Source organism: Actinophytocola sp. (assembly GCF_036555685.1).
Taxonomy (GTDB): domain Bacteria; phylum Actinomycetota; class Actinomycetes; order Mycobacteriales; family Pseudonocardiaceae; genus Actinophytocola.
Window position 1 is genome coordinate 1 of sequence record NZ_DATBKY010000019.1, and the last position, 21,731, is coordinate 21,731.

The 21,731-nt window shown below is 71.4% G+C and carries 19 protein-coding genes; 10 read left to right on the plus strand and 9 right to left on the minus strand.

The window, feature by feature from the left end; all coding sequences use genetic code 11:
- A partial coding sequence (locus VH969_RS01900) for an ESX secretion-associated protein EspG (RefSeq protein WP_331969317.1) occupies positions 1–702 on the plus strand: 702 nt, incomplete at its 5' end.
- Here the strand turns inward: VH969_RS01900 and VH969_RS01905 are convergent.
- From VH969_RS01905 to VH969_RS01915, 3 genes are all read right to left on the minus strand, one after another.
- Positions 682–1,794: an MFS transporter gene (locus VH969_RS01905; RefSeq protein WP_331969320.1), complete on the minus strand. Its 1,113-nt coding sequence runs from the start codon at positions 1,792–1,794 to the stop codon at positions 682–684. The two genes, VH969_RS01900 and VH969_RS01905, sit on opposite strands and share 21 nt — an antisense overlap.
- A gap of 249 nt (positions 1,795–2,043) precedes the next feature.
- A complete protein-coding gene (locus VH969_RS01910; protein WP_331969450.1) occupies positions 2,044–3,477 on the minus strand; it encodes a M20/M25/M40 family metallo-hydrolase in 1,434 nt (477 codons plus the stop codon).
- A gap of 39 nt (positions 3,478–3,516) precedes the next feature.
- Positions 3,517–3,708, minus strand: a complete 192-nt coding sequence (locus VH969_RS01915) for a hypothetical protein (protein WP_331969323.1) — start codon at positions 3,706–3,708, stop codon at positions 3,517–3,519.
- Positions 3,709–4,137: 429 nt separating this feature from the next.
- Here VH969_RS01915 and pdhA point away from each other — a divergent pair, with 429 nt between their 5' ends.
- The 3 genes from pdhA to VH969_RS01930 are packed head-to-tail and all read left to right on the plus strand — an operon-like array spanning position 4,138 to position 7,760.
- Entirely contained in the window at positions 4,138–5,343 is a 1,206-nt protein-coding gene (pdhA, locus tag VH969_RS01920) for a pyruvate dehydrogenase (acetyl-transferring) E1 component subunit alpha (RefSeq protein WP_331969326.1), read from the plus strand.
- A complete protein-coding gene (locus VH969_RS01925; protein WP_331969329.1) occupies positions 5,343–6,365 on the plus strand; it encodes an alpha-ketoacid dehydrogenase subunit beta in 1,023 nt (340 codons plus the stop codon). The genes pdhA and VH969_RS01925 overlap by 1 nt, the downstream gene beginning before the upstream one ends.
- Before the next feature lie 3 nt (positions 6,366–6,368).
- Positions 6,369–7,760, plus strand: coding sequence for a dihydrolipoamide acetyltransferase family protein (locus VH969_RS01930; protein WP_331969332.1), 1,392 nt, complete (start codon positions 6,369–6,371; stop codon positions 7,758–7,760).
- 114 nt (positions 7,761–7,874) lie between these two features.
- On the opposite strand, the gene VH969_RS01935 is transcribed toward VH969_RS01930, so the two are convergent.
- Positions 7,875–8,492, minus strand: a complete 618-nt coding sequence (locus tag VH969_RS01935) for an SCP2 sterol-binding domain-containing protein (RefSeq protein WP_331969335.1) — start codon at positions 8,490–8,492, stop codon at positions 7,875–7,877.
- Positions 8,493–8,563: 71 nt separating this feature from the next.
- Here VH969_RS01935 and VH969_RS01940 point away from each other — a divergent pair, with 71 nt between their 5' ends.
- Positions 8,564–9,202, plus strand: coding sequence for a TetR/AcrR family transcriptional regulator (locus VH969_RS01940; RefSeq protein ID WP_331969338.1), 639 nt, complete (start codon positions 8,564–8,566; stop codon positions 9,200–9,202).
- A gap of 191 nt (positions 9,203–9,393) precedes the next feature.
- Here the strand turns inward: VH969_RS01940 and VH969_RS01945 are convergent, their stop codons facing one another.
- The 4 genes from VH969_RS01945 to VH969_RS01960 form a co-directional block, all read right to left on the minus strand.
- Positions 9,394–9,759 (minus strand): VOC family protein, encoded by a 366-nt coding sequence (locus VH969_RS01945; RefSeq protein ID WP_331969341.1) that lies wholly within the window; start codon positions 9,757–9,759, stop codon positions 9,394–9,396.
- A 79-nt stretch (positions 9,760–9,838) separates the two neighbouring features.
- Positions 9,839–10,543, minus strand: a complete 705-nt coding sequence (locus VH969_RS01950; protein WP_331969344.1) for a helix-turn-helix transcriptional regulator — start codon at positions 10,541–10,543, stop codon at positions 9,839–9,841.
- Between the two features lie 48 nt (positions 10,544–10,591).
- Positions 10,592–11,428, minus strand: a complete 837-nt coding sequence (locus VH969_RS01955) for a MaoC family dehydratase (protein WP_331969347.1) — start codon at positions 11,426–11,428, stop codon at positions 10,592–10,594.
- Position 11,429: 1 nt separating this feature from the next.
- Positions 11,430–12,785: a 3-oxoacyl-ACP reductase gene (locus VH969_RS01960; protein WP_331969350.1), complete on the minus strand. Its 1,356-nt coding sequence runs from the start codon at positions 12,783–12,785 to the stop codon at positions 11,430–11,432.
- A 103-nt stretch (positions 12,786–12,888) separates the two neighbouring features.
- Here VH969_RS01960 and VH969_RS01965 point away from each other — a divergent pair, with 103 nt between their 5' ends.
- Positions 12,889–14,166 (plus strand): acetyl-CoA C-acetyltransferase, encoded by a 1,278-nt coding sequence (locus VH969_RS01965; protein ID WP_331969353.1) that lies wholly within the window; start codon positions 12,889–12,891, stop codon positions 14,164–14,166.
- On the opposite strand, the gene VH969_RS01970 is transcribed toward VH969_RS01965, so the two are convergent.
- Positions 14,167–14,673, minus strand: coding sequence for a CHAP domain-containing protein (locus VH969_RS01970; RefSeq protein WP_331969356.1), 507 nt, complete (start codon positions 14,671–14,673; stop codon positions 14,167–14,169).
- 171 nt (positions 14,674–14,844) lie between these two features.
- Between VH969_RS01970 and VH969_RS01975 the strand changes: the two genes are divergently transcribed.
- The 4 genes from VH969_RS01975 to VH969_RS01990 all read left to right on the plus strand — a co-directional run bounded on the left by VH969_RS01975 (position 14,845) and on the right by VH969_RS01990 (position 21,723).
- Positions 14,845–16,041, plus strand: a complete 1,197-nt coding sequence (locus VH969_RS01975) for a DUF8462 domain-containing protein (RefSeq protein WP_331969359.1) — start codon at positions 14,845–14,847, stop codon at positions 16,039–16,041.
- Between the two features lie 230 nt (positions 16,042–16,271).
- The gene (locus tag VH969_RS01980; RefSeq protein WP_331969362.1) at positions 16,272–16,418 is read left to right on the plus strand and encodes a hypothetical protein; all 147 of its coding nucleotides are present in this window, start codon (positions 16,272–16,274) and stop codon (positions 16,416–16,418) included.
- A gap of 413 nt (positions 16,419–16,831) precedes the next feature.
- Complete coding sequence (locus VH969_RS01985) at positions 16,832–20,974, plus strand: glycoside hydrolase family 38 N-terminal domain-containing protein (protein ID WP_331969365.1); 4,143 nt, start codon at positions 16,832–16,834, stop codon at positions 20,972–20,974.
- A complete protein-coding gene (locus VH969_RS01990) occupies positions 20,971–21,723 on the plus strand; it encodes a peptidylprolyl isomerase (protein ID WP_331969368.1) in 753 nt (250 codons plus the stop codon). Before VH969_RS01985 ends, VH969_RS01990 begins: the two co-directional genes overlap by 4 nt.
- The last annotated feature ends 8 nt before the right edge of the window (positions 21,724–21,731 follow it).

The window sequence follows — 21,731 nt, forward strand, 5'->3', positions numbered from 1 at the left end:
CGGGAGAATCTCGGTGACCCGCACGCGATCTTCGCCGGCGGGGAGCGGTACGTCTCGCCGCGGTTCGCCGACGAGGCGGCCGCCTTGCTGCGCCACGAGCTCGCCGATGCGGGGCTCGGCGGCCGCGACGTGCTCGACGACCTCGTCGACCGGCTCGCGCTCGTGCAGCGGGCGGCCGTCGAGTTCTACGGCTGGGTCTCCACCGAGCACGGCGACTACGCGCTGCTCGCCGCATCCGCCGGACGGCGCGCGATCGTCGTCACGCGGACAGGTGACAGCGTGCGGCTCGAACCGGCGGACCCGGACCGGCTGGTCGAGACGCTCGTGCGGCGGCTGCCGGACGTTCCGCCGGGGCACGGCGACTCGGTGTCCGTGCTCGCGGCCGAGTTCGCCAGCCGGGGCGACCGGCAGCCCGGGTCGATCATGCGGCGCTCCGGCTCGGGCCGGTCCGATCAGGCGCGGCGGCTCGACGCGCTGCTCAAGGAGCCGCGCCTGGGCGGAGCGAAGCTGTACGCCGCCGCGCGCGACCGGGCCGGGGTGCGGAGCCGGTCCGTGGAATGGCTGACCGTGCTCGACCTCGTGACCGGGCGGTGGGTCGTCTATCCGACGCTGGGACGTGGCGAGCGCGCCATCAACGCCGTGCCCGGAACGCCGCAGCTGCTGGCCACCAAGCTCGGCGAGCTAGCGCGGACGCTTCGCTGACACCAGAAACACGAGGGCGATCGCGACGTAAAGGGCCATCGCCACGGTGAGGCCCTGGTGGTCGGCGACGAGACCGATCGCGAGCGGCGTCAGCACACCGACATTCGCGACCGCCTCGGCGACCGCCGACGTCGTGCCCGCCTGGCCGGGCCGCAGCGTCATGTACCCGGCCTGCAGGATGATCCAGGCCAGGTTCACCGCCGCGCCGACGGCGGCCGTGCCCACCGCAGCAGCGACGACGCTCGGCACCAGCAGGAGCAGCAGCACGCCCGCGAGCAACAGCGCCGCGCACGGGCGCAGGCCGATCTGCCGGCGGTTGGTCCGGCTCGCCCACGCGGCGGCGGCGATCCCACCCGCCATGCCGGCACCCGCGGCGAGCGTCGCGACCGCGGGAGTCAGGCCGCGGTCGGTGGTCAGGAACGCGACCGCGAAGCCGACGAACGTGTCGTCGAACGCCACGATCACCGCGACGAACAGGCCGGCGACGAGCACCCGGCGATCGCGGGCGACATCGAGGAAGTCCCGCCACGGCCGGCGTTCCTCGTCGTCGTGCCCGGTCGGGCGGGGCAGGGGCTGGGTCGCGAGGACGACGCCGTAGGCGATCATCAGCGCGCCGGCCGCCCAGAACGCGCCGCGCCAGCCGAAGCCGGTGGCGAGCGAGGCGGCCAGTAGAAGGGGCCCGACGAGGTCGCCGATCGCGGCGAGCAGGTTGGACCGGGCGAGGGCGGGTTCGAGCTTGTCGCCGGCGACGTCCACGAGCGCGACCTCGACGGCCCGGGTGAGCGCGTCGCCGACGAGGCCCATGATCACGACGGCGGCGAACAGCGTGACGAAGTCGCCGGCGATCGCGAACAGGCAGAGCCCGAGGCCGTAGCCGATGCCGCCGATGGCCGCCATCGCCCGGCGGCTGACGTAGTCGACGACCACGCCCAGCGGCGTGGCGAGCAAGCCGATGCCCGGGTAGAGGGCGAGGAGGAAGCCGGCCTGGACGTAGCTGATGCCGACGTCCTCGCGGATCGATTCGACGGCACCGTAGGGCAGGAACGCCACCGTCTCGTCGGCGAACCCGACGAGCAGCAGCGACGCGACCAACGCCGCCGGAAAGCGGGGTGCTAGATCAGTTCACCATCGAAACCAAGCGCGCATGACACCGAGGCTACCGACCCCCGCGACCGAATAACCCGACCGAACTACCCCCGCGCGCACGCGCGTGCAGAACGCAAGAAACGTAGCCCCCACCCTCTCCGGGGGCACCCCTCGTGACCGTCAGTCTACTGGGGAGGGCTGACAAAAGGGCTGGTCAGTCGTGGTCTGTGGACAAGTTCGCGGGTTGTGGACAAGTCAGCCGCGGGCGTGCGCGGCCACGATGTGGGCCACTGCTTCCGTGACGCGCTTGGCTTGTGCGATGTTCAGCCACTCGTCCGGGACGTGGGCGTTGCTGTCCGCGGACAGTGCGCCCGTCACCACGAACTGCGCCTCCGGGTAGCGCTCGGCCAGCGTGCCCATGAACGGGATCGAGCCGCCCAGCCGCATCGTCAGCCACGGGTTGCCGCCGAACACGGTCTGGCTCACAGAGTCCAATGTGGACTCGAGCCATGGCGCCATGACGGGGGCGTTCCAGCCAAGGCCCTCTTCCGAACGCGACAGCGAGACCTGCGCACCGTACGGTACGTCGGTCGTCAGCGCCTTCTCCAGCGCGGCGAGCGCGGCCGGCGGCGAGGCGGTCGGCGGCAGCCGGAAGCTCAACGTGAACGTCGTGTCCGTGCGCAGCACGTTCCCGGCCTCCTCCGGCAGCGGGAAGCCCGCGCCGCCGATCACGGACAGCGTCGGGCGCCACGAGTTGTTCAGCAGCAGCTCGACGTCGTCGTCCGACGCCGGGCTCATGCCCGCCACCAACGGGAACACCGCCTTCGCCGCGCCGGGCGCGAGTGCGGCCATCGCCTTGATCTCCGCCAGTCGCTCGGCCGGGACGTCCCCGTGCATCTCCGGCAGCAGGACCTCGCCGGTCTTCGAGTCCTCGAGCCGGTCGAGCAGCATCCGCATGATCCGGAACGAGCTCGGCACGATGCCCGACGCCATGCCCGAGTGCTGCCCGGACTCCAGCACCTTCACCGTGACCGTCGTCGACACGAGTCCGCGCAGCGACGTCGTCAGCCACAGCCGCTCGTAGTCCTGGCCGCCCGAGTCCAGGCAAACCACCAGCGACACCGGGCCGAGCTTGTCCGCGTACCGCTCCAGGTACGCCGGCAGGTGGATGCTCCCCGACTCCTCGCTCGTCTCCAGCAGCACGACGCACCGCGCGTGCGGGACCCCGGCCGCGCGCACCGCCTCGAGCGCCGCGGTCGCCGCGTAGCCGGAGTACCCGTCGTCCGCGGCACCCCGGCCGTACAGCCGGCCGTCCCGCTGCACCGGGGTCCACGGGCCGAGGCCCTCGCCCCAGCCACCAACCGGCGGCTGCTTGTCGAGGTGGCCGTACAGCAGCACGGTTCCGGCGTCCGCGCGCACCTCGCCGGTCGGCGGGACGTCGAACAGCAGCACCGGACTCTTGCCGGGCAGCCGGAGGATCTCCGCGCTCGCGCCCTCGATGTTCCGCGCGACGAGCCAGCGCCGGACGTGCTCGACGGCCGCGTCGAGGTGGCCGGACGCCGCCCAGTTCTCGTCGAAGATCGGGGAGAGCGCGGGAATCGAGACGAACTCCGAGAGGCTGGTCAGAACCGCGTCGTCCCAGACCCGCTCGACGGTGCCGCGTACCAAGCTGTTGTCCACCCGAACGATCCTGCCACGGCGGGTGAACGCGAAGTGCCTGCCAGGCGGCTACCAGGCGTCGTGGAGGATCGGCGGCTGGTCGTCCTCCGGCGGCTCGGGCCGACCGGACGGCGCGGGCGGCAGCGACGCGACGACGGCCCGCTGGGCGTCCGCGATGATCTCGTCGGCGGTACGAACGGCGACGGCCAGCGCTTCCTCAGCCTCACGGACGCGGGCGTCCTTCCAGCTGTCGTCGGCCATTCGCGAAGCGTATGCGAACTGGATCAGCCGTCGAGCCGATCCGACTAAGATGGCTGTGACGCACATCACGAGCAGGAGAGAAACGTCGCAGCGACGGGTCACGGGGCCGGGACAGCCCGCGGGGGGACCGCCGGTGGCGGCCGCCCTGAGCTGCCGCGTTCGGGAGGAGGTCCGCCGTCACCCGAATGCCTCGCGCTGACGCCCTAATGTCGGTTGTCCAATCGTTTTCGCAGCTCAGCGCATCACGTATGGGTGCGGACCGACGTTCGGGCCTCACCGTATCGAGGTAACGCATGCCAGGATGGACCTCGAAACCGTCAGCGCCGCCAGTGGCTCGCACCGCCCTCTACCCGGGTCGGTAGCCGCCGTCGGTGCGGCCGGAAGCGACGCCACAAGCGAGCGCCCCGGCGCCGACACCAAGGAGAACGCATGCCGTCCCCAGAACAGTGGACGCACCCGGAGCCGGGGGTCGGGCCGGCCGCCACCGCGGCCAAGCCCACCGCAGAGCAGGTGATCGCGGGTTTGCGAGCAACGAGCGAGGGTGGCCCGGAGCTGGTTCAGCTCCTCACGCCCGAGGGCGAACGGGTCGAGAACCCCGAATGGGACCCCTACGTAGCCGACGTCACCGCCGAGGACCTGCGCAGCCTCTACCGCGACATGGTCCTGACCCGCCGGGTCGACCGCGAGGCCAACGCCCTGCAACGCCAGGGACAGCTCGGCATCTGGGTACCGCTGCTCGGCCAGGAAGCCGCCCAGATCGGCGCCGGCCGGGCACTCAAAGCGAACGACATGGTCTTCCCCAGCTACCGCGAGCACGGCGTCGCCTGGTGCCGCGGGGTGCATCCCAGTGAGCTGCTCGGCATCTTCCGCGGCACCGACCACGGCAGCTGGGACCCGCTCGCCACGCGGTTCCACCTGTACACGATCGTCATCGGCAACCAGGTCCTCAACGCCGCCGGCTACGCGATGGGCCAGCGCTTCGAGGGCAAGGTCGGCGACGTCGACGGCGAGGCCACGATGGTCTTCTTCGGCGACGGCGCGACCAGCCAGGGCGACGTGCACGAGGGATTCGTGTGGGCTTCGGTGTACGACGCGCCGCTCGTCTTCTTCTGCCAGAACAACCAGTGGGCGATCTCCGAGCCGACCGAGCGCCAGAGCCGCCTCCCGCTCTACCAGCGCGCCCGCGGCTACGGCTTCCCGGGCGTCCGGGTAGACGGCAACGACGTCCTCGCCTCGCTCGCGGTGTCCCGCTGGGCGCTCGACGAGTGCCGGCACGGCAACGGGCCCGTGCTGATCGAGGCGTTCACCTACCGCATGGACGCGCACACGACCACCGACGACCCCACCCGCTACCGGCTCGCGGACGAGCTGGAGGCGTGGAAGCTCAAGGACCCGATCGAGCGCGTGCGGGTCAACCTGGTGCGCCACGAGCACGCCGACAAGGAGTTCTTCGACTCCGTACAGGCCGATGCCGACGCCCTCGCCGAGGAGCTGCGCGAGTTCTGCGTGAACATGCCGGATCCGCCGAAGGAGCGGATGTTCTCGAACATCTACGAGGACGTCAGCGTGCCGCTCGAGGCGCAGAAGAACAGCTTCCTGGAGTACTCCGCCGGCTTCGCGGGAGGTGAGCACTGATGGCTACTCCGGTCATGAACCAGGCCACCGACGCCGCCGCGTCGACCACGCGGACCGTCACGCTGGGCAAGAGCCTCAACCTGGGCCTGCGCGCGGCGATGGAGGCCGACCCGAAGGTCATCGTGATGGGCGAGGACGTCGGCAAGCTCGGCGGCGTCTTCCGGATTACCGACGGGCTGCAGAAGGACTTCGGCGAGCACCGCGTGCTGGACACGCCGCTCGCGGAGTCGGGCATCGTCGGCACCGCGGTCGGCCTCGCGATCCGCGGCTTCCGCCCGGTGTGCGAGATCCAGTTCGACGGCTTTATCTTCCCGGCGTTCGACCAGCTGGTCTCGCAGGTGGCGAAGCTGCACTTCCGCAGCCAGGGCAAGGTCAAGCTGCCCATGGTGATCCGCGTGCCGTTCGGCGGCGGCATCGGCGCGGTCGAGCACCACTCCGAGTCGCCCGAGTCGTACTTCGCGCACACCGCGGGGCTCAAGGTCGTCTCGTGCTCGAACGCGGTCGACGCGTACTGGATGATCCAGCAGGCCATCCGCTGCGACGACCCGGTGCTGTTCTTCGAGCCGAAGCGGCGCTACTACGAGAAGGGTGAGCTGGACGTCAACGCGACGCCGGACTCGTTGTTCTCCTCGCGCGTCCTGCGCACCGGGTCAACCGCGACGCTCGTGACGTACGGGCCGATGGTCAAGACGTGCCTGGAGTCCGCGGCCGCCGCGGCCGAGGAGGGCACCGAACTCGAGGTGATCGACCTGCGCACGCTCTCGCCGCTGGACCTGGACCCGGTTTTCGAGTCGGTGCGCCGGACCGGTCACCTGATCGTGGTCAGCGAGGCGCCGGGCGAGTCGTCGATCTCCTCGGAGGTCGCGGCCCGGGTGCAGCAGGAGTGCTTCTACTCGCTGGAGGCGCCGGTGCTGCGGGTGACCGGGTTCGACACGCCCTACCCGCCGTCGAAGCTCGAGGAGGACTTCCTCCCCGACCTCGACCGGGTCCTGGACGCCGTCGACCGTTCGCTGGGCTGGTGAGGCATGCCTGACTTCAAAGTCTTCCCCCTGCCCGACACGGCCGAGGGTCTGGTCGACGCCGAGATCCTGGCGTGGCATATCAAGCCGGGCGACGAGGTCAAGGTCAACCAGATCATCGTCGAGATCGAGACGGCGAAGGCGGCGGTCGAGCTTCCGTGCCCGTGGGCCGGCTTGGTCACCGAGCTGCACGCGCAGGTCGGCGAGACGGTCAACGTGGGCAGCCCGATCGTGACGATCGACGTCGACCCCGGTGGCGAGGCCGCTCCCGCCGCGGCCGCGGCTTCCGCGCCCGCCGCCGAGCAGAACGGCCAGACCGCGATGCTCGTCGGCTACGGCCCGAAGGCCGGCACCGCGAAGCGCCGCCCGCGCAAGGCCGCCGCGTCGTCCGCGCCCGCCGCGCCCGCCGCGTCTTCCGCGGCCGCACCGGCAGCGCCGGCCGAGCCGGTCGCGCCGGTCGCGCCGGCGGCCGTGGTGGCGCCCCCCGAGCCCGCGCCCGTTGTGCCGGACACCCCGGCGGCGCTGCTCGAGCCGCGCGGCCTGGTGCCGCTGGCGAAGCCGCCGATCCGCAAGCTGGCCAAGGATCTCGGTGTCGACCTGCGCACGCTGACCGGTACGGGCGACGGTGGCGTCATCACGCGCGACGACGTGCAGCGCGCCGTGGCCGCGCCGTCCACCGTGGGCCCCACGGCGGCTGACGGTGGAGCTCGCGAGCGGCGGGTCCCGGTCAAGGGCGTGCGCAAGATGACCGCACAGGCCATGGTCGGCTCGGCGTTCACCGCGCCGCACGTCACGGAGTTCCTGACCGTCGACGTGACACCGATGATGGAGCTGCGCGCGAAGCTCAAGACGCACCCGGCGTTCCGCGACGTGAAGATCACCCCGCTGACGTTCGCGGCGAGGGCCGTGTGCCTGGCGGCGAAGCGGACTCCCGACGTCAACGCGACGTGGGACGGCGAGGAGATCGTCTACAAGGACTACGTGCACCTGGGCATCGCGGCCGCGACGCCGCGCGGCCTGGTGGTGCCGAAGGTCCGCGACGCGGACGCCATGTCGTTGCGCGAGCTGGCCGAGGCGATCGAGGTGCTGACGGTGACGGCCCGCGACGGCAAGACGGCCCCGGCCGACATGCTGAACGGCACGTTCACGATCACCAACGTCGGAGTGTTCGGAGTGGACACCGGCACCCCGATCATCAACCCGGGCGAGTCCGCGATCCTGGCCCTGGGCGCGATCCGCGACATGCCGTGGGTGGTGGCCGGGCAGATCGTGCCGCGCAAGGTCTGCCAGCTGTCGCTGAGCTTCGACCACCGCGTGGTCGACGGCCAGCAGGGCAGCCAGTTCCTGGCCGACGTGGGCGCCATCCTGTCCGACCCCGCAATGGCGATCACCTTCTGAGCAGTTCTGCCGAAGGGCGGGCCGGCCGCGAGCCGGCCCGCCCTTCGGCACCTGCCAGGCGACGTGGTCACCTCGGCGAAGTCCGTGCCCAAGAACCTCGAGCTGTGGCCCTGCCTACGGCTTGGGGAGGTCGAAGTAGTTGATCAGCCCGGCGGCGAAGGCTATGTCGCCGCGGACCTTCACCTTGCCGCGCATGAAGAGCATGGCCACGTTGACCGTGCCGGTGACCGCGCGGAGGAAGTCGACCGGCGAGAGGGTCAGCGTGACGCGGGCATCGGCCGTCGGGTGGCGGGCGGACGTGCACGCGCCCGATTCGATCAGCGTCTGGAAGCGGTCGTAGCCGCCGTCGCCGGTGCCGCCCGTGAAGCGCCAGTGGATCACCGCGCGCAGGTCGGCGGCACGTACCGGGTCCAGGTGCTCGCTCATCCGGCGGAAGATCTCGCCGAAGACGACGTGCCGCAGATGGTCGTGCGCCATCAGCTGCTCGAGCTGCGCGGCGGACGCGCGCGAGACGAACCAGACGAACGTGTCCGTGCGCATCCCGGCCAGCTCGATGCCCGTGCCGGCCCGACCGAGCATGTCGAGCACGTCGATGAGCTGGACGAACTGCGCCTCGTCCAGGCGTTTCGGGTCGACCGCACGGGCGAACGCGTCGATGTCGACGCCCGGCGCCGCGGCCGGGCCGGCCACCTCGGAATCGGCTTCGGACTCGGCCTTCCGCCTGAATCGCATGTCCCATTGTCTACTCACGGGTAACACTACGTCCCGGTAGGTACCCTGGCGGGGAACATCGGGAGGGCCCAGTGACGGTGGAAGAGCGGCGGCGGGTCAGGAGACTGCCTCGCGAGGTGCGCGAGCGGCAGATCCTCGACGCCGCCGTGCGGGTGTTCTCCGAGCGCGGCTACCACAGCGCGTCGATGGACGAGATCTCCGAGGTCGCGGGCGTCTCGAAGCCGATGATCTATGCCTACCTCGGGTCCAAGGAGGACCTCTTCGCCGCGTGTATCCACCGCGAGGCGGCCAACCTGCTCGACGCCGTGACCCGCGGCGTGCAGGGTGACCTGCCGCCGGACATGCAGCTCTGGCACGGCCTGCGCGCGTTCTTCGACTTCGTCGAACAGCAGCGGGAGGGCTGGCAGGTGCTGCACCGTCAGGCGATCTCGCAGGGCGGGCCGTTCAGCGAGGAGCTCCTCGCCATGCGGGACCGGGCGATCAGCCTGGTCGACACGCTGCTCGTCCGCGTCGCGACCAAGCAGGGCCTCGATGACAACGCCACCGAGGCCCTGGCCGCCGCGCTGGTCGGCGCCGCCGAGTCGCTCGCCGACTGGTGGCTCGACCATCCGGACGTGCCCAGCAAGGCCGTCGCGTCCAGGCTGATGAACCTCGCCTGGATGGGCTTCGGGGACCTCGTCGAGGGCAACACCTGGCACCCCGCCGGATAGCGAACGGGTCGCGCGCGCACGCGCGTGCAGAACTCAAGAAACGTAAGCCCCCGCCCTCTCCGGGGGCACCCCTCGTGACCGTCAGTCTACCGGGGGCAACTGACGAAAGTGGTGGTCAGCCGGGTTCTGTGGACAACTGCGTGGGTTGTGGACAGTTGCGTTCGGCACGCGCGGTGCGAGCCCCGGCGGGGTCAGGCCGGGGGCTTGAAGACCCCGAAGTGGTTGCCCGACGGGTCCTGCAGGTCCGCGAACGTCAGGCCCGCCGGCGTGGTGACCGGCGGCGTGACGACCTTGCCGCCCAACCGTTTCGCCTGCGCGACCGCCTCCGCGACGTCCGACACGAGCACCACGAACGTCGCGCGGTTCTCCGACTTGCCCTCCGTGTCGGCGATCCCCCCGTGCGGGGCGTTCGCGCCGGCGTACGTGGCCAGGTGGTACTTGCCGCCGCCGTTCGGGTCCGCCGCGAACGTCCAGTCGAACAGCTCGCCGTAGAACTTCTTCGCGCCCTCGGGATCGTCGGTGTCCACCTGCACCCAGCCGACCGTTCCGTGCGTCATCCGATGCCTCCTTCGTAGTAGGTGACACCAGGATCGAGCGGCTTCGCGACAGCAGCCTGTCGGTGTTTCCCGCCTGTTTTCAGGCGAGTGCGGCGACGCGTGTCACGTTGTCCGGCAGGTACGGGGTGATCGACTCGGCGGGCCGCGCGGGCGCCGGCCGGCCGGTGTCGTGGAATGTGATGATCCGGTCCACCCGGAACGCACGCAGCTGTTCGCGTAACCGGCACCAGGCCACGAGGTACCAGCCGTGCACCCCGGCGAGGAACATCACCGGCTCCACCTCGCGCTCGGTCGGTACGCCGTTCTTGTCGATGTAGTCGATGCGCAGCACCCGCTTGGCGGCCAGCGCGTTCTCGATGACGAGTGGAATGCCGGCCGGCTCGCCCTCCTCCGACCTCGTCATGAACTGCACCCGCTCGGCCAGCTCGTGCGCGGCCGACGCCTGCCGCGCGGGCATCGCCGCCATGATCTTGCGCAGCGCGCTCTCCGCCTCGCGTGCGAACGGCGACCCGACCGCCGCACGTAAGGCGACCGAGACTGCGACCGCCTCGGCGGGCGTGAAGTTCAACGGTGGCAACGTCATCGCCGGGTCGAGCGTGTACCCGCCGCGCCGGCCCGTATCGGCGTAGATCGGCACGCCGGCCTGCTGCAGCGCGCCGATGTCGCGCTCGATCGTGCGCACGCTGACCTCGTACCGCTCCGCGAGCAGCCGGGCCGACCGCCGCCGCGGTGCGACCGCGCGGAGGTCCTCGACGATGGCGTACAACCGGTCCGTTCGGTTCATGCGGCGGACGCTAGCCGGGACCACCGACAAAACCGGGCCACGAACCGGCTATCCGATCGTGCCTGCCACGTGCGGTTTTCCGTTGCGCACACCGAAGAGCTCGAACCGCCACCCCGCGCCCTCCGGCGACGCGGCGAAGCCGACCTTCGTCGGCAGCGGGACCGGCGTCTTGAACCGGACGTCCACGGTGCACGCCTCGGGCAGCCGGCCCTCGAACGCGGCCAGGCAGCGCGCCTTCGTCCACATCCCGTGCGCGATCGCCCGCGGGTAGCCGAACATCTTCGCGGTCAGCTTGTGGAGGTGGATCGGGTTGCGGTCGCCGGACACCTCGCCGTAACGCCGCCCGATGTCGTCGGGTACGGCCCAGATCGCCGTCGGCGCGGGCGGTTCCCGTTGATCCCGGTCCGAAGAGGAACCCGAACCGCCGCCGCGGCGCAGGTAGGTCGACACGTCCGTCCATACGACCTCGCCGCCGGCCAGCGCCTCGGAGACCATGTCGAACTGCTTGCCACGCGGGTGGTCCCGGAGGTTGGCCACGTGCGCGCGCAGCTCCAGCTCATCGCCCAGAGACAGCGACCGCGCCTGCGTGATCTTGTTCGCCACGTGCACCGAGCCGGCCAGCGGGAACGGGAAGTCGCCCGCGGTCATCAGCTTGACCTGCAAGGGAAACGTCAGCACGTGGGGATAGGTCGCCGGCAGCGCATCGGTGAGACGGAACCCGCAGACCCTGTTGTACGCGGCCAGGTGCTCGGGGTCGATCCTGACGCCGGGCAGCGCGTACACGGTGTCCGGCAGCTCGCCGCCGCGCCGCCGGAACCCGGACAGCACGGCCTTCGGGTACAGCGCGGCGAGGCTCGGTGGGCTCGACAGCTCGGTGATCGCCACGTCAGGCCCCCAGCAGGCTCTGGCCGCACACCCGCACGATGTTGCCGTTCACCGCGGCCGACCCCGGATTGGCATACCACGCAATCGTTTCCGCCACATCGACCGGCAGGCCACCTTGCGACATGCTGTTCATCCGTCGGCCCGCCTCGCGGATGAACAGTGGGACCGCGGCCGTCATCTTGGTCTCGATGAAGCCCGGCGCCACGGCGTTGATCGTGGCGCCACGCTCGGCGAGCAGCGGGGCGTACGTGTCGACCATGCCGATCACGCCGGCCTTGCTGGTGGCGTAGTTGGTCTGGCCGACGTTGCCGGCGATGCCCGCGATCGACGAGACGCCGATGATCCGGCCGTTCTCGCGCAGCGCGCCGGCCTCGAGCAGCGCGTCATTGATCGCCAGCTGGCTCGCGAGGTTCACCGCGAGCACGGCGTCCCAGGCGGAGTCCTTCATGTTGCCGAGCGTCTTGTCCCGCGTGATGCCGGCGTTGTGCACGACGATGTCGACACCGCCGTGCCGCTCGGTCAGATGCTTGACGAGCCGCGCGGGCGCGTCGGCGGCGGTGATGTCGAGCTGCAGCGAGGTGCCCTTCACGCGGTTCGCGACCGCGGAGAGCTCGTCGCCCTGAGCCGGGACGTCGAGGGCCACGACGTGCGCGCCGTCTCGGGCCAGCACGTCGGCGATCGACGCGCCGATGCCGCGCGAGGCGCCGGTGACCAGCGCGACCTTGCCGTCGAGCGGCATCGTCCAGTCGTCCGGCTCGGCCGTCGTGGTGGCGTGCGTGCCGATCCGGATCACCTGCGCGTCCACGTACGCGGACCTCGCCGAGAGCAGGAACCGCAGCGTCGACTCGCTCGCCGCCTCCGCGCCCGGCGCGACGTAGCCGAGCTGAATCGTGGCACCGCGCTTGAGCTCCTTGCCCACCGAGCGGGTGAACCCCTCGAGCGCGCGCTGTGCGATGGCCGCGCGACCGTCGGCGGACTCCGGCGGCGTCCCGAGCACGACGACCCGGCCACACGTACCGACCGTGCGGATGACCGGGTGGAAGAAGTCGTACAGCTCCCGCAGCCGCTCCGGCCGGTCGATGCCGGTCGCGTCGAAGACGAGCGCGGCGTGCGTCACGCGCTCACCCTCGGGAGCGGTCAGCGGCTCGGTCAGCGCCTCGATGCCGGCGGACTTGAGGACCGCGTGCAGGGTCTCGGACAGCCGTCCGCCCTCGGCCGCGCCGACCAGCGCCGGACCGTTCAACGCCGGGTCACCCGGCTTGTACCGGCGCAGCGGGGTCGGGTTGGGCAGGCCCAGCCGGCGGACGATCTGCCGGCCCAGGCCGGAGGAGGCAAACTGCTGGTAGCGGTCGGTCATGATGCTCCGCTTTCGTGTTCGGGGCCTCATTCGACGTCGAGCCTACTCGCGAGTAGGTTAGAATCGCCAGCCGGGATGGATGTCGACCACTGGGAAGTGACAGATGGCGCAGGTGCGAAGGGTCGCGATCGTCGGTGGCAACCGGATCCCGTTCGCGCGGTCCAACGGCCGTTACGCGACCGCCGCCAACCAGGACATGTTCACCGCCGCGCTCGACGGTCTGGTGAGCCGGTTCGGCCTGCAGGACGAGCGGCTCGGCGAGGTCGCCGCGGGTGCCGTGCTCAAGCACAGCCGCGACTTCAACCTCGCGCGGGAGAGCGTCCTCGGCTCGCGGCTCGCGGCGGAGACCCCGGCCAACGACGTGCAGCAGGCGTGTGGCACCGGGCTGCAGGCGGTGTTCCAGGTGGCGAACAAGATCGCGCTGGGACAGATCGACTCGGGCGTCGCCGGCGGCGTCGACACGACCAGCGACGCGCCGCTCGGCTTGAACGAGGACCTGCGGCAGATCTTCCTCGAGCTCAACCGCGCGAGGTCGGTCGGCGCCCGGCTGAAGGCGCTCACGAAGCTGCGGCCGACGCAGATCGTGCCGGACATCCCGCGCAACGCCGAGCCGCGGACCGGCCTGTCGATGGGCGAGCACGCGGCGATCACCGCCAAGGAGTGGGGCGTCTCCCGGGAGGCGCAGGACGAGCTCGCGGCGGCGTCGCACCAGAAGCTGGCGGCCGCGTACGAGCGCGGGTTCTTCGGCGACCTGCTGACGCCGTACCTGGGCCTGACCCGCGACGCGAACCTGCGACCGGACTCCACGGCGGACAAGCTCGCGAAGCTCAAGCCGGTGTTCGGTGGGCCCGAGGGGACGATGACCGCCGGCAACTCGACACCGCTGACGGACGGCGCGTCGACCGTGCTGCTGGCGTCCGAGGACTGGGCGAAGGCGCGCAGCCTGCCCGTGCTCGCCTACCTGACGCACTCCGAGACCGCGGCGGTGGACTACGTGCACGGCGGGGAGGGCCTGCTGATGGCGCCGGCGTACGCGGTGCCGCGGATGCTCGCGCGGGCCGGGTTGTCGTTGCAGGACTTCGACTTCTACGAGATGCACGAGGCGTTCGCGTCGCAGGTGCTCGCGACGCTGGCCGCGTGGGAGAGCGTCGACTTCGCGAAGGGCCGGCTGGGCCTGGACGAGCCGCTGGGCGCGATCGACCGCTCGAGGCTGAACGTCAACGGCTCGTCGCTGGCCGCGGGTCACCCGTTCGCCGCGACGGGCGGGCGCATCGTGGCCACCCTGGCCAAGCTGCTGGCGGAGAAGGGGTCGGGACGGGGCCTGATCTCCATCTGCGCGGCAGGCGGCCAGGGTGTCACGGCGATCCTGGAAGCCGCCTAGTTACCGCGGCACCTGGGCGTTGCTCCAGCCGAGGTAGTTGACGAAGTAGTTCTTGTTGCTCGCGTGTCCGATGTGGCCGCCGACGCTGGAGGAGTAGAACCCTCCGTTGCCGTCGGAGATGCCGACGTGCCCGAACTGGCTGGTGTTCCAGTACACGAACGCACCGCGGGGCGCGGCGTAGCTACCCGGGTGCGCCTTGCCCGCGTTGATGGCGCCCTGCCAGTGAGCCTTCGCCGACGCCCAGACACCGGTGGTGCCGTAGGCGTTCTCGACCGCCTTCTCGCAGTAGCCCTCCCAGGCGGTGCTGCCGGCGTGGTTCTGCATCCACTGGATCGCGCCGCTGATCGTGCCGTCACCCGCACTCATGGGGCCGACATCGGTGGCGGCGGGAACCGGAGCGGACGTGAGCGGCGCCGCGTTCGCCGTGCTGGCGAGCGGGACGACGAGCACGAGAGCGGCAGCGCCGACGGCGACCGAGCGGCCCAACCTGGTCAGAAATGTGTTCACGAAGACTCCCGACAAATCGTGATTTTCTAACTGACGATCTACGACGTTACCGTTCGCGATCATCTGGCACCAGGCCGTGAGCACCGTCCCCGGTTGCCAGATGCGCGACACGCCGTAGGGGTTTCTCGCGCAATATCGGGCTCGCGCTAGAAACGCGGATACGGTGCGATCGTGGACCCGGTGCGCAATCCGTTCGCCCCCGGCGCGGGCCAGCGACCCCCCGAGCTCGCCGGCCGGGAGAAAGAGGTCGGCGCCTTCGACGTGGTGCTCGAGCGGGTCGCGCGCGGGCGGCCGGAACGCAGCCTCGTGCTCACCGGGCTGCGAGGTGTCGGCAAGACCGTCCTGCTCGGTGAGCTGCGGTCGATGGCCGTCCGCCGCGGGTGGGGCGCCGGCAAGATCGAGGCGCGGCCCGACGCGGGACTGCGCCGGCCGCTGTCCGCCGCCCTGCACCGGGCCGTGCGTGATCTCGCCGTGCGGCATCGCGCGCCCGACCGGGTCGAGCAGGTACTCGGCGTGCTCAAGGCGTTCGCGCTGCGGGCCTCGCCCAGCGACTCGAAGCTGCGCGACCGCTGGCAGCCGGGCATCGACGTGCCGCCGACCCAGGGCCGGGCCGACTCCGGGGACATCGAGATCGACCTGGTCGAGCTGTTCACCGACGTCGCCGAGCTGGCGCAGGACGTGGGTACCGGCGTGGCGCTGCTGATCGACGAGATGCAGGACGTCACCGCCGAGGACGTCTCCGCGCTGTGCGCCGCGTGCCACGAGCTGTCCCAGTCCGGCGCGCCGTTCGTCGTCGTCGGGGCCGGCCTGCCGCACCTGCCGGCCGTGCTGTCGGCGTCGAAGTCCTATTCGGAGCGGCTCTTCCGCTACGTGCGCATCGACCGCCTCGACCGCGCGGACGCGGACCGCGCCGTGATCGCCCCGGTGTCGCGAGAGGACGCGGGCATCACGGACGAGGCGCTCGACGCGCTGTACGACGCGGCCGGTGGTTACCCGTACTTCATCCAGGCCTACGGCAAGGCGGCCTGGGACGCGGCGCCGAGCGATCCGATCACCGCGGAGGACGTCGGTGTCGCCGCGCCGGAGGCGGAGGCCGAGCTCGCGGTCGGCTTCTTCGGCTCGCGCTACGAGCGGGCGACGCCGGCCGAGCGCGAGTACCTGCGTGCGATGGCCGAGCTGACCAAGGGCAAGACCGACGAGGGGGCGGCCACCGCCGACATCGCCGGCCACCTCAGCCGCAAGCCCTCCTCACTGTCGCCGGCCCGCGACTCGCTGATCAAGAAGGGTCTCATCTACTCGGCCGAGCGCGGCCGGATCGCGTTCACGGTGCCCCACTTCGGCCGGTACCTGCTGAACATGGACGACTAGCGTCCTCTGCCCCTTTCTCGCGGTGTCTAGCGATCTTACTAGACGTCCGGATACTCCTGCATCGACCTCATCAGCCGCATCTCCACGTCCGGCCCAGTCGCTAGTTGACCGATGAATCCCCGGCATGTGCGCTTCTTCACCGAATAAACAGGTGACCTGTGACGTTGCAACAGGCATAATAGTCAGTAGCTGGAGGAACCAGCGGAAGTCGAAGGGGAGAAGCAGACATCATGAACATCACCGCCAAGCTCCGCGCCCGCCGCGTCGAGGCCCGCAACCGTCGCGCGGTGAACCAGGCGCTGGCTCAGGCCAAGACGCCGGCGATGTACGAGGAGATCCTCGCGGTCGCGCAGCGGCAGCAGCAGTCGATCCGATAAGTCGCAAAACTTTCTTCGTGACGGTGTAACGCCCCAGGCGACCCTCACGATGAACCGGTTGACCCCGTAGTGCTGGCGGACCCCCGACCTGGCAGCACTGCGGGGTTTCCATATCCCTGCTCGCCGCTGTGCGGCTTCGCCCGGACCCCTTCGTCATTGCCCTGGGGGGCCGAGCCCCCCACACCCCCACGGTGCGAGCTCCCCCAGACCCGGCGTTGTTGCGTCCACTTCGACCAGCACCGGGATAGGCCGCCGTCGTGACCGGCACACCACGGCGCGAGCTCCCCAGACCCAGCGTGGCTGCGTCCACTTCGACCAGCCCATGGCTTCCGCATCTTGCGGGTTGGCCTTCTTTGGACAACTTTCTGTTGCTTGCTTGTCTCTTTGGGTGAACTGCCCGCACAGTGCCTGACATGGCTGCTGTGTCCGTGGTGTCCACCGAGCTGTTCGTCGGGTCGGTCGAGGCGCCGCTTCAGGTTGTCCGGGTGTCGTTCGCCGGGGCCGGGACCGCCCGGGTCATCGTCGAGGGGACCGGGGTCTCCACGCCGACACCCGTCGAGCTGGTCGTGCAGGGTGAGGTCGGCGTCGAGGTCGCCGTCGACACCCACGGCGCAGCCCCCGGAACGACCGTGCCCGCGCGGGCGGTGGTCGCGTCCGGGACAGACCGGTTCGAGGTCGACTTCGACCTCACGGTCGCCGAGCCCGGCTGGACCATGCACCTCGTCAGCCACTTCCACTACGACCCCGTCTGGTGGAACACCCAGGCCGCCTACACCGTCTCCTGGGACGAGCTCGACTTCCCCAGCTCGCACCGCGGCGCTCGCCAGCTCGCCGGCTTCGACCTCGTCCGCGCGCACCTCGACCTCGCGCTCGCCGAGCCCGCCTACAAGTTCGTGCTCGCCGAGGTCGACTACCTCAAGCCGTACTGGGACACCTATCCCGCCGACCGCGCGGTGCTCCGCCGGCTCATGGCCGAGGGCCGCGTCGAGGTCATGGGCGGCACCTACAACGAGCCGAACACCAACCTGACCGACCCCGAGACGACGATCCGCAACTTCGTGCACGGCATGGGCTTCCAGCGCGACGTCCTCGGCGCCGCGCCCGCCACCGCCTGGCAGCTCGACGCGTTCGGCCACGACCCCGCCTTCCCCGGGTTCGCCGCCGACGCCGGGCTGACCTCCACCTCGTGGGCGCGCGGGCCCTTCCACCAGTGGGGCCCGATGCTCGGCAACGGCGACCCGACCCGCATGCAGTTCCCCAGCGAGTTCGAGTGGGTCTCACCGTCCGGCCGCGGGCTGCTGACCTCGTACATGACCGACCACTACGGCTCCGGCTGGAAGCTCGACTCCGCGCCAGACCTGCACGCCGCCGGCGAGGCCGCGTACACGCTGTTCCGCGAGCTCAAGAAGGTCGCCACCACGCGCCAGGTCATGCTGCCGGTCGGCGGCGACTACACCCCGCCCAACAAGTGGATCACCGAGGTCCACCACGACTGGGCCCGCCGCTACGTATGGCCGCGGTTCGTCTGCTCGCTGCCCCGCGACTTCTTCGCCGCCGTCCGCGCCGAGCTGGCCGAGCGCGGGGAGGCGCCGACGCCGCAGACCCGGGACATGAACCCGATCTACACCGGCAAGGACGTCTCCTACATCGACACCAAGCAGGCCCAGCGGGCCGCCGAGGTCGCGGTGCTCGAGGGCGAGGCCTTCGCGACGTTCGCCGCGCTGGTCGCCGGTTCGTCCTATCCGGACGCCGCGCTCGCGAAGGCGTGGGTGCAGCTCGCATACGGCGCGCACCACGACGGCATCACCGGGTCCGAGTCCGACCAGGTCTACCTCGACCTGCTCACCAGCTGGCGCGACGCGCACGATCTCGGCGCGGAGATCCGCGACAACGCGCTCGCCGTGCTGTCCGCGCAGGTCGCCGCGACGGGCGAGGGCCGGCCCGTCGTCGTGTGGAACTCGCTCAACCACGCGAGAACCGACCTCGTGACGGTCCGGCTCGACGAGCCGCTGCCCGGCGTCGCGGTGACCGACGACGCCGGCGCGCCGGTGCCGGCGCTGGTCGAGCACGCCGGCCGGTCGGTGACGTTCCGCGCGGCCGACGTGCCGCCGCTCGGCTGGCGCACGTATCGCATCGAGCCGGCCGTGCGCGACGACCAGGGGTGGGTCGCGGCGGACGGGGTGGCGATCGAATCGGACCGGTTCCGCGTCACGGTCGACCCTTCGCGTGGTGGTGGGGTGTCGAGCCTGCTCGACGACGGCCGGGAGCTGATCGCCGAGGGACGGGTGGGCAACGAGCTGGCCTTGTACGAGGAGTACGCCGACCACCCGTCGTTCGGCGAGGGGCCGTGGCACCTGCTGCCCCGCGGTCCGGTCACGACGTCTTCGTCGGGCCGGGCGTCGGTGTCCGTCGAGCGTGGACCGCTGGGCGAGCGCGCGACGGTGTCCGGGTCGGTCGGGTCGGTGACGTACACGCAGACGATCACCGTGTGGCACGGCATCGACCGGGTCGACTGCACGACGACGGTCGACGAGTTCACCGGCTCGGACCAGCTGTTGCGGGTGCGCTGGCCGTGTCCGGTGCCGGGCGCGCTGCCGGTGAGCGAGGTCGGGAACGCCGTGGTGGGGCGCGGTTTCGGGCTGATCGACGTGGACTCGGCGCAGCATCCGTGGACGTTGGACAACCCGGCGCACACCTGGTTCGGGCTGTCGGCGGCGGCGTCGCTGCGGCTGGCGGACGGCGCGTTGCGGCCGATCGGCGTGGCGGAGATCGTCGTGCCGTCGCTCGCGGACGGTGCGCCGATGGCTCGGTCGCTCGCCGTGGCGCTCGCCCGCCGCGGGGTGACCTCGACGGTGTCTCCGGCTTCGGGCACGCGGTACGGCGACCTCGGCGTGGACTCGAACCTGCCGGACGTGCGGATCACGCTGGGTGACGCGGAGACGAACGCGTTCACCGCATCGGTGTTCGAGGGTTCGGAGACCGGCGTCTACTGGGTGCCGCCGGACAAGCCGCTGGAGGAGGTGTGGCAGCCCAGCGCCGACCTGCGCGACGAGCACGCACTGGGGGTACTCGTCGTGGCGGCTCCGCGGGCGGACCTACCGTCGCTGATTCAGTCCATTGTGGACGACCTGGCGGACGGCGTGATCGAGGTCGGCTCGGGCGATCCCGGCCAGCCGCCGTACGCGCAACGGTCCGTCGCGGTGCTGAACCGCGGGCTGCCCGGGTTCGCGGTGGACTCGTCCGGCACGTTGCACACGTCGCTGCTGCGGTCGTGCACGGGCTGGCCGGCGGGCGTGTGGATCGACCCGCCCACGCGGACGGTGCCGGACGGGTCGAGCTTCCAGCTGCAGCACTGGACGCACGAGTTCCGGTACGCGATCGCGGCGGGTCCGGGTGACTGGAGGGCGGCGGGGATCGCGGAGGCGAGCGCGTCGTTCAGCCGGCCGCTGCACGCTGTCCTCGCGTCCTCGTCCGGCTCGATCTTGCCGGCGTCCGGGTCGCTGCTGCGTGCCTCGCCGGCCGACCGGGTGCGGGTGGCGGCGGTGAAGGCGGCGGGGAACCCGCTGGTGCGCGGGTCCGCCGCAGCGGTCGACCCGCGGCGGCGGGTGGCGGTGCGGCTCGTCGGGCACCTGGGCATGCCGGTGGCGGCTTCGCTGTCCTCGGACGTCGTCTCCTTGCGCGACCTGGCCTCGGCGAACCTGCTGGAGGAGCCGGGCGCGTCGCTGGACTCGCTCGAGGTCGGCGGCTGCGACGCGGTCACCGTGCTGGCCACACCGGATGTCGACTCCGCTGCGGACGGTTCGTCGCTCGGGGCGGAAGCGGAGCCGGTGCAGCCGCTGTTCGCGAAGTACTGGCTGCACAACCGCGGGCCGGCGCCGTTGGGCGGGCTGCCGCTGGCCGTGCACCTGGATCCGACGCGTGCGGACGTGTCGCCGGGCGCGTCGATCGGCCTGCGGCTGACGGTGGCGTCGGACAGCACGGACGCCGACCTGCACGGGTTCGTCCGGCTGGCCGTGCCGGCCGGCTGGACGGTCGACGTGCCGGAGGTGCCGTTCGGCCTGCCGGCCGGCGGTCATCTGTGTACGGACCTCGCGGTGACCGCGCCCAGCGACCTGCCGCCCGGCCGGTATCCGGTGCGGGCGCTGCTGACGCCGGCGGACACGCCGGGGTTGCCGCCGAGCTGGCGCCAGGAGGTGGAGGACGTCGCGGTCCTGACGGTCGGCGAGCCGTCCGGCGACCTGATCCGGCTGGCCGCCGACCCGGCGCCGGTGCGCGTGCGGGCGGGTGCGCAAGCGCGGCTGTCGGTGCGGGTGGCCTCGGCGGCGGGCGCACCGATCACGCTGGAGGCGTCGGTCATCAGCCCGTGGGGGACGTGGTCGTGTGTCGGGCCGCGCCTCGTCGGCGCGACGCTGCCGGCGCTGGGCGAGGTGGAGCTGGGGTTCGACGTGGCGCCGCCGCCTGGCACGCCGGCCGGCAGGTGGTGGGCGTTGATCCGGGTCGTGGGCGCGGGACGGCTCCTGTACTCGCCCGCGGTGGCGTTCGAGGTGTTCTCGTGAGTGCCGTGGCCTGGGTTTCCGGCGCACCGGTCGATGTGTCCGATGTGGACGCTTTGGAGGCCGTGCTGCGGGGCGGGCCCGTCTCGGCGACCCTGCCTCGGGTCGGGACGCGGGAGGGACGGCAGCTGCGGCGGTGGCTGGTGCAGGTGCTCGTCGCGGAGCGGCTTGTCGCGGCGGAGGCCGACGCGCGGGGTCTGTCGGCGGCTGACGCGCCGCCGCTTGGCGCGCTGGCGCCGGACCGGGCCGCGCTGCTCGGGTTGGGCAGTGTCGCCGCCGATCTGCTGGCGCGTAACCCCTTGGCGCGCGCGGTGTTCGCCGCGGTCACGGCCGATGTTTCGGTCGGCGACGCGGAAGTCGCGCGTTACCACCGGAACAATCCCGAGGCGTCTCGAGTGGCCGAGGAACGGGTCGTCCGCGTACCCGGTTCGTCGCGGCCGCGGACGTTGCGGCGTGGGGAGCTGACCGGACCGGTCGAGGACGCGGTCTTCGCGGCGCGGCCCGGTGAGGTCGTCGGCCCGGTGCGGGATCCGCTCGGGGAGCACACGTTCGAGGTGGTCGAGGCGCGGCCGGCGCGGGTGCGCGGGCTGGCAGAGATCGGGGAAGACATTCGTGAACGGCTGCGAGCGGCGGCGCGGCGGCGCGCGTTCACCGCATGGCTGGACGTGGGGGCGGTGACATCGGTGCGGTTGGCGCCGGGGTTCGAGCATCCGGGCGACCCGCGCCAGCCCGACAACACGCACCGGCACTAGCAAGCCGC

What these genes read in the sequence shown, in the direction of transcription:
- VH969_RS01965 (WP_331969353.1), top strand. Translation starts at nt 12,889, where the DNA reads ATGGCGCAGGTGCGAAGGGTCGCGATCGTCGGTGGCAACCGGATCCCG.
- VH969_RS01930 (WP_331969332.1), top strand. Translation starts at nt 6,369, where the DNA reads ATGCCTGACTTCAAAGTCTTCCCCCTGCCCGACACGGCCGAGGGTCTG.
- VH969_RS01945 (WP_331969341.1), bottom strand. Translation starts at nt 9,759, where the DNA reads ATGACGCACGGAACGGTCGGCTGGGTGCAGGTGGACACCGACGATCCC.
- pdhA (WP_331969326.1), top strand. Translation starts at nt 4,138, where the DNA reads ATGCCGTCCCCAGAACAGTGGACGCACCCGGAGCCGGGGGTCGGGCCG.
- VH969_RS01925 (WP_331969329.1), top strand. Translation starts at nt 5,343, where the DNA reads ATGGCTACTCCGGTCATGAACCAGGCCACCGACGCCGCCGCGTCGACC.
- VH969_RS01915 (WP_331969323.1), bottom strand. Translation starts at nt 3,708, where the DNA reads ATGGCCGACGACAGCTGGAAGGACGCCCGCGTCCGTGAGGCTGAGGAA.
- VH969_RS01960 (WP_331969350.1), bottom strand. Translation starts at nt 12,785, where the DNA reads ATGACCGACCGCTACCAGCAGTTTGCCTCCTCCGGCCTGGGCCGGCAG.
- VH969_RS01950 (WP_331969344.1), bottom strand. Translation starts at nt 10,543, where the DNA reads ATGAACCGAACGGACCGGTTGTACGCCATCGTCGAGGACCTCCGCGCG.
- VH969_RS01985 (WP_331969365.1), top strand. Translation starts at nt 16,832, where the DNA reads ATGGCTGCTGTGTCCGTGGTGTCCACCGAGCTGTTCGTCGGGTCGGTC.
- VH969_RS01935 (WP_331969335.1), bottom strand. Translation starts at nt 8,492, where the DNA reads ATGCGATTCAGGCGGAAGGCCGAGTCCGAAGCCGATTCCGAGGTGGCC.
- VH969_RS01980 (WP_331969362.1), top strand. Translation starts at nt 16,272, where the DNA reads ATGAACATCACCGCCAAGCTCCGCGCCCGCCGCGTCGAGGCCCGCAAC.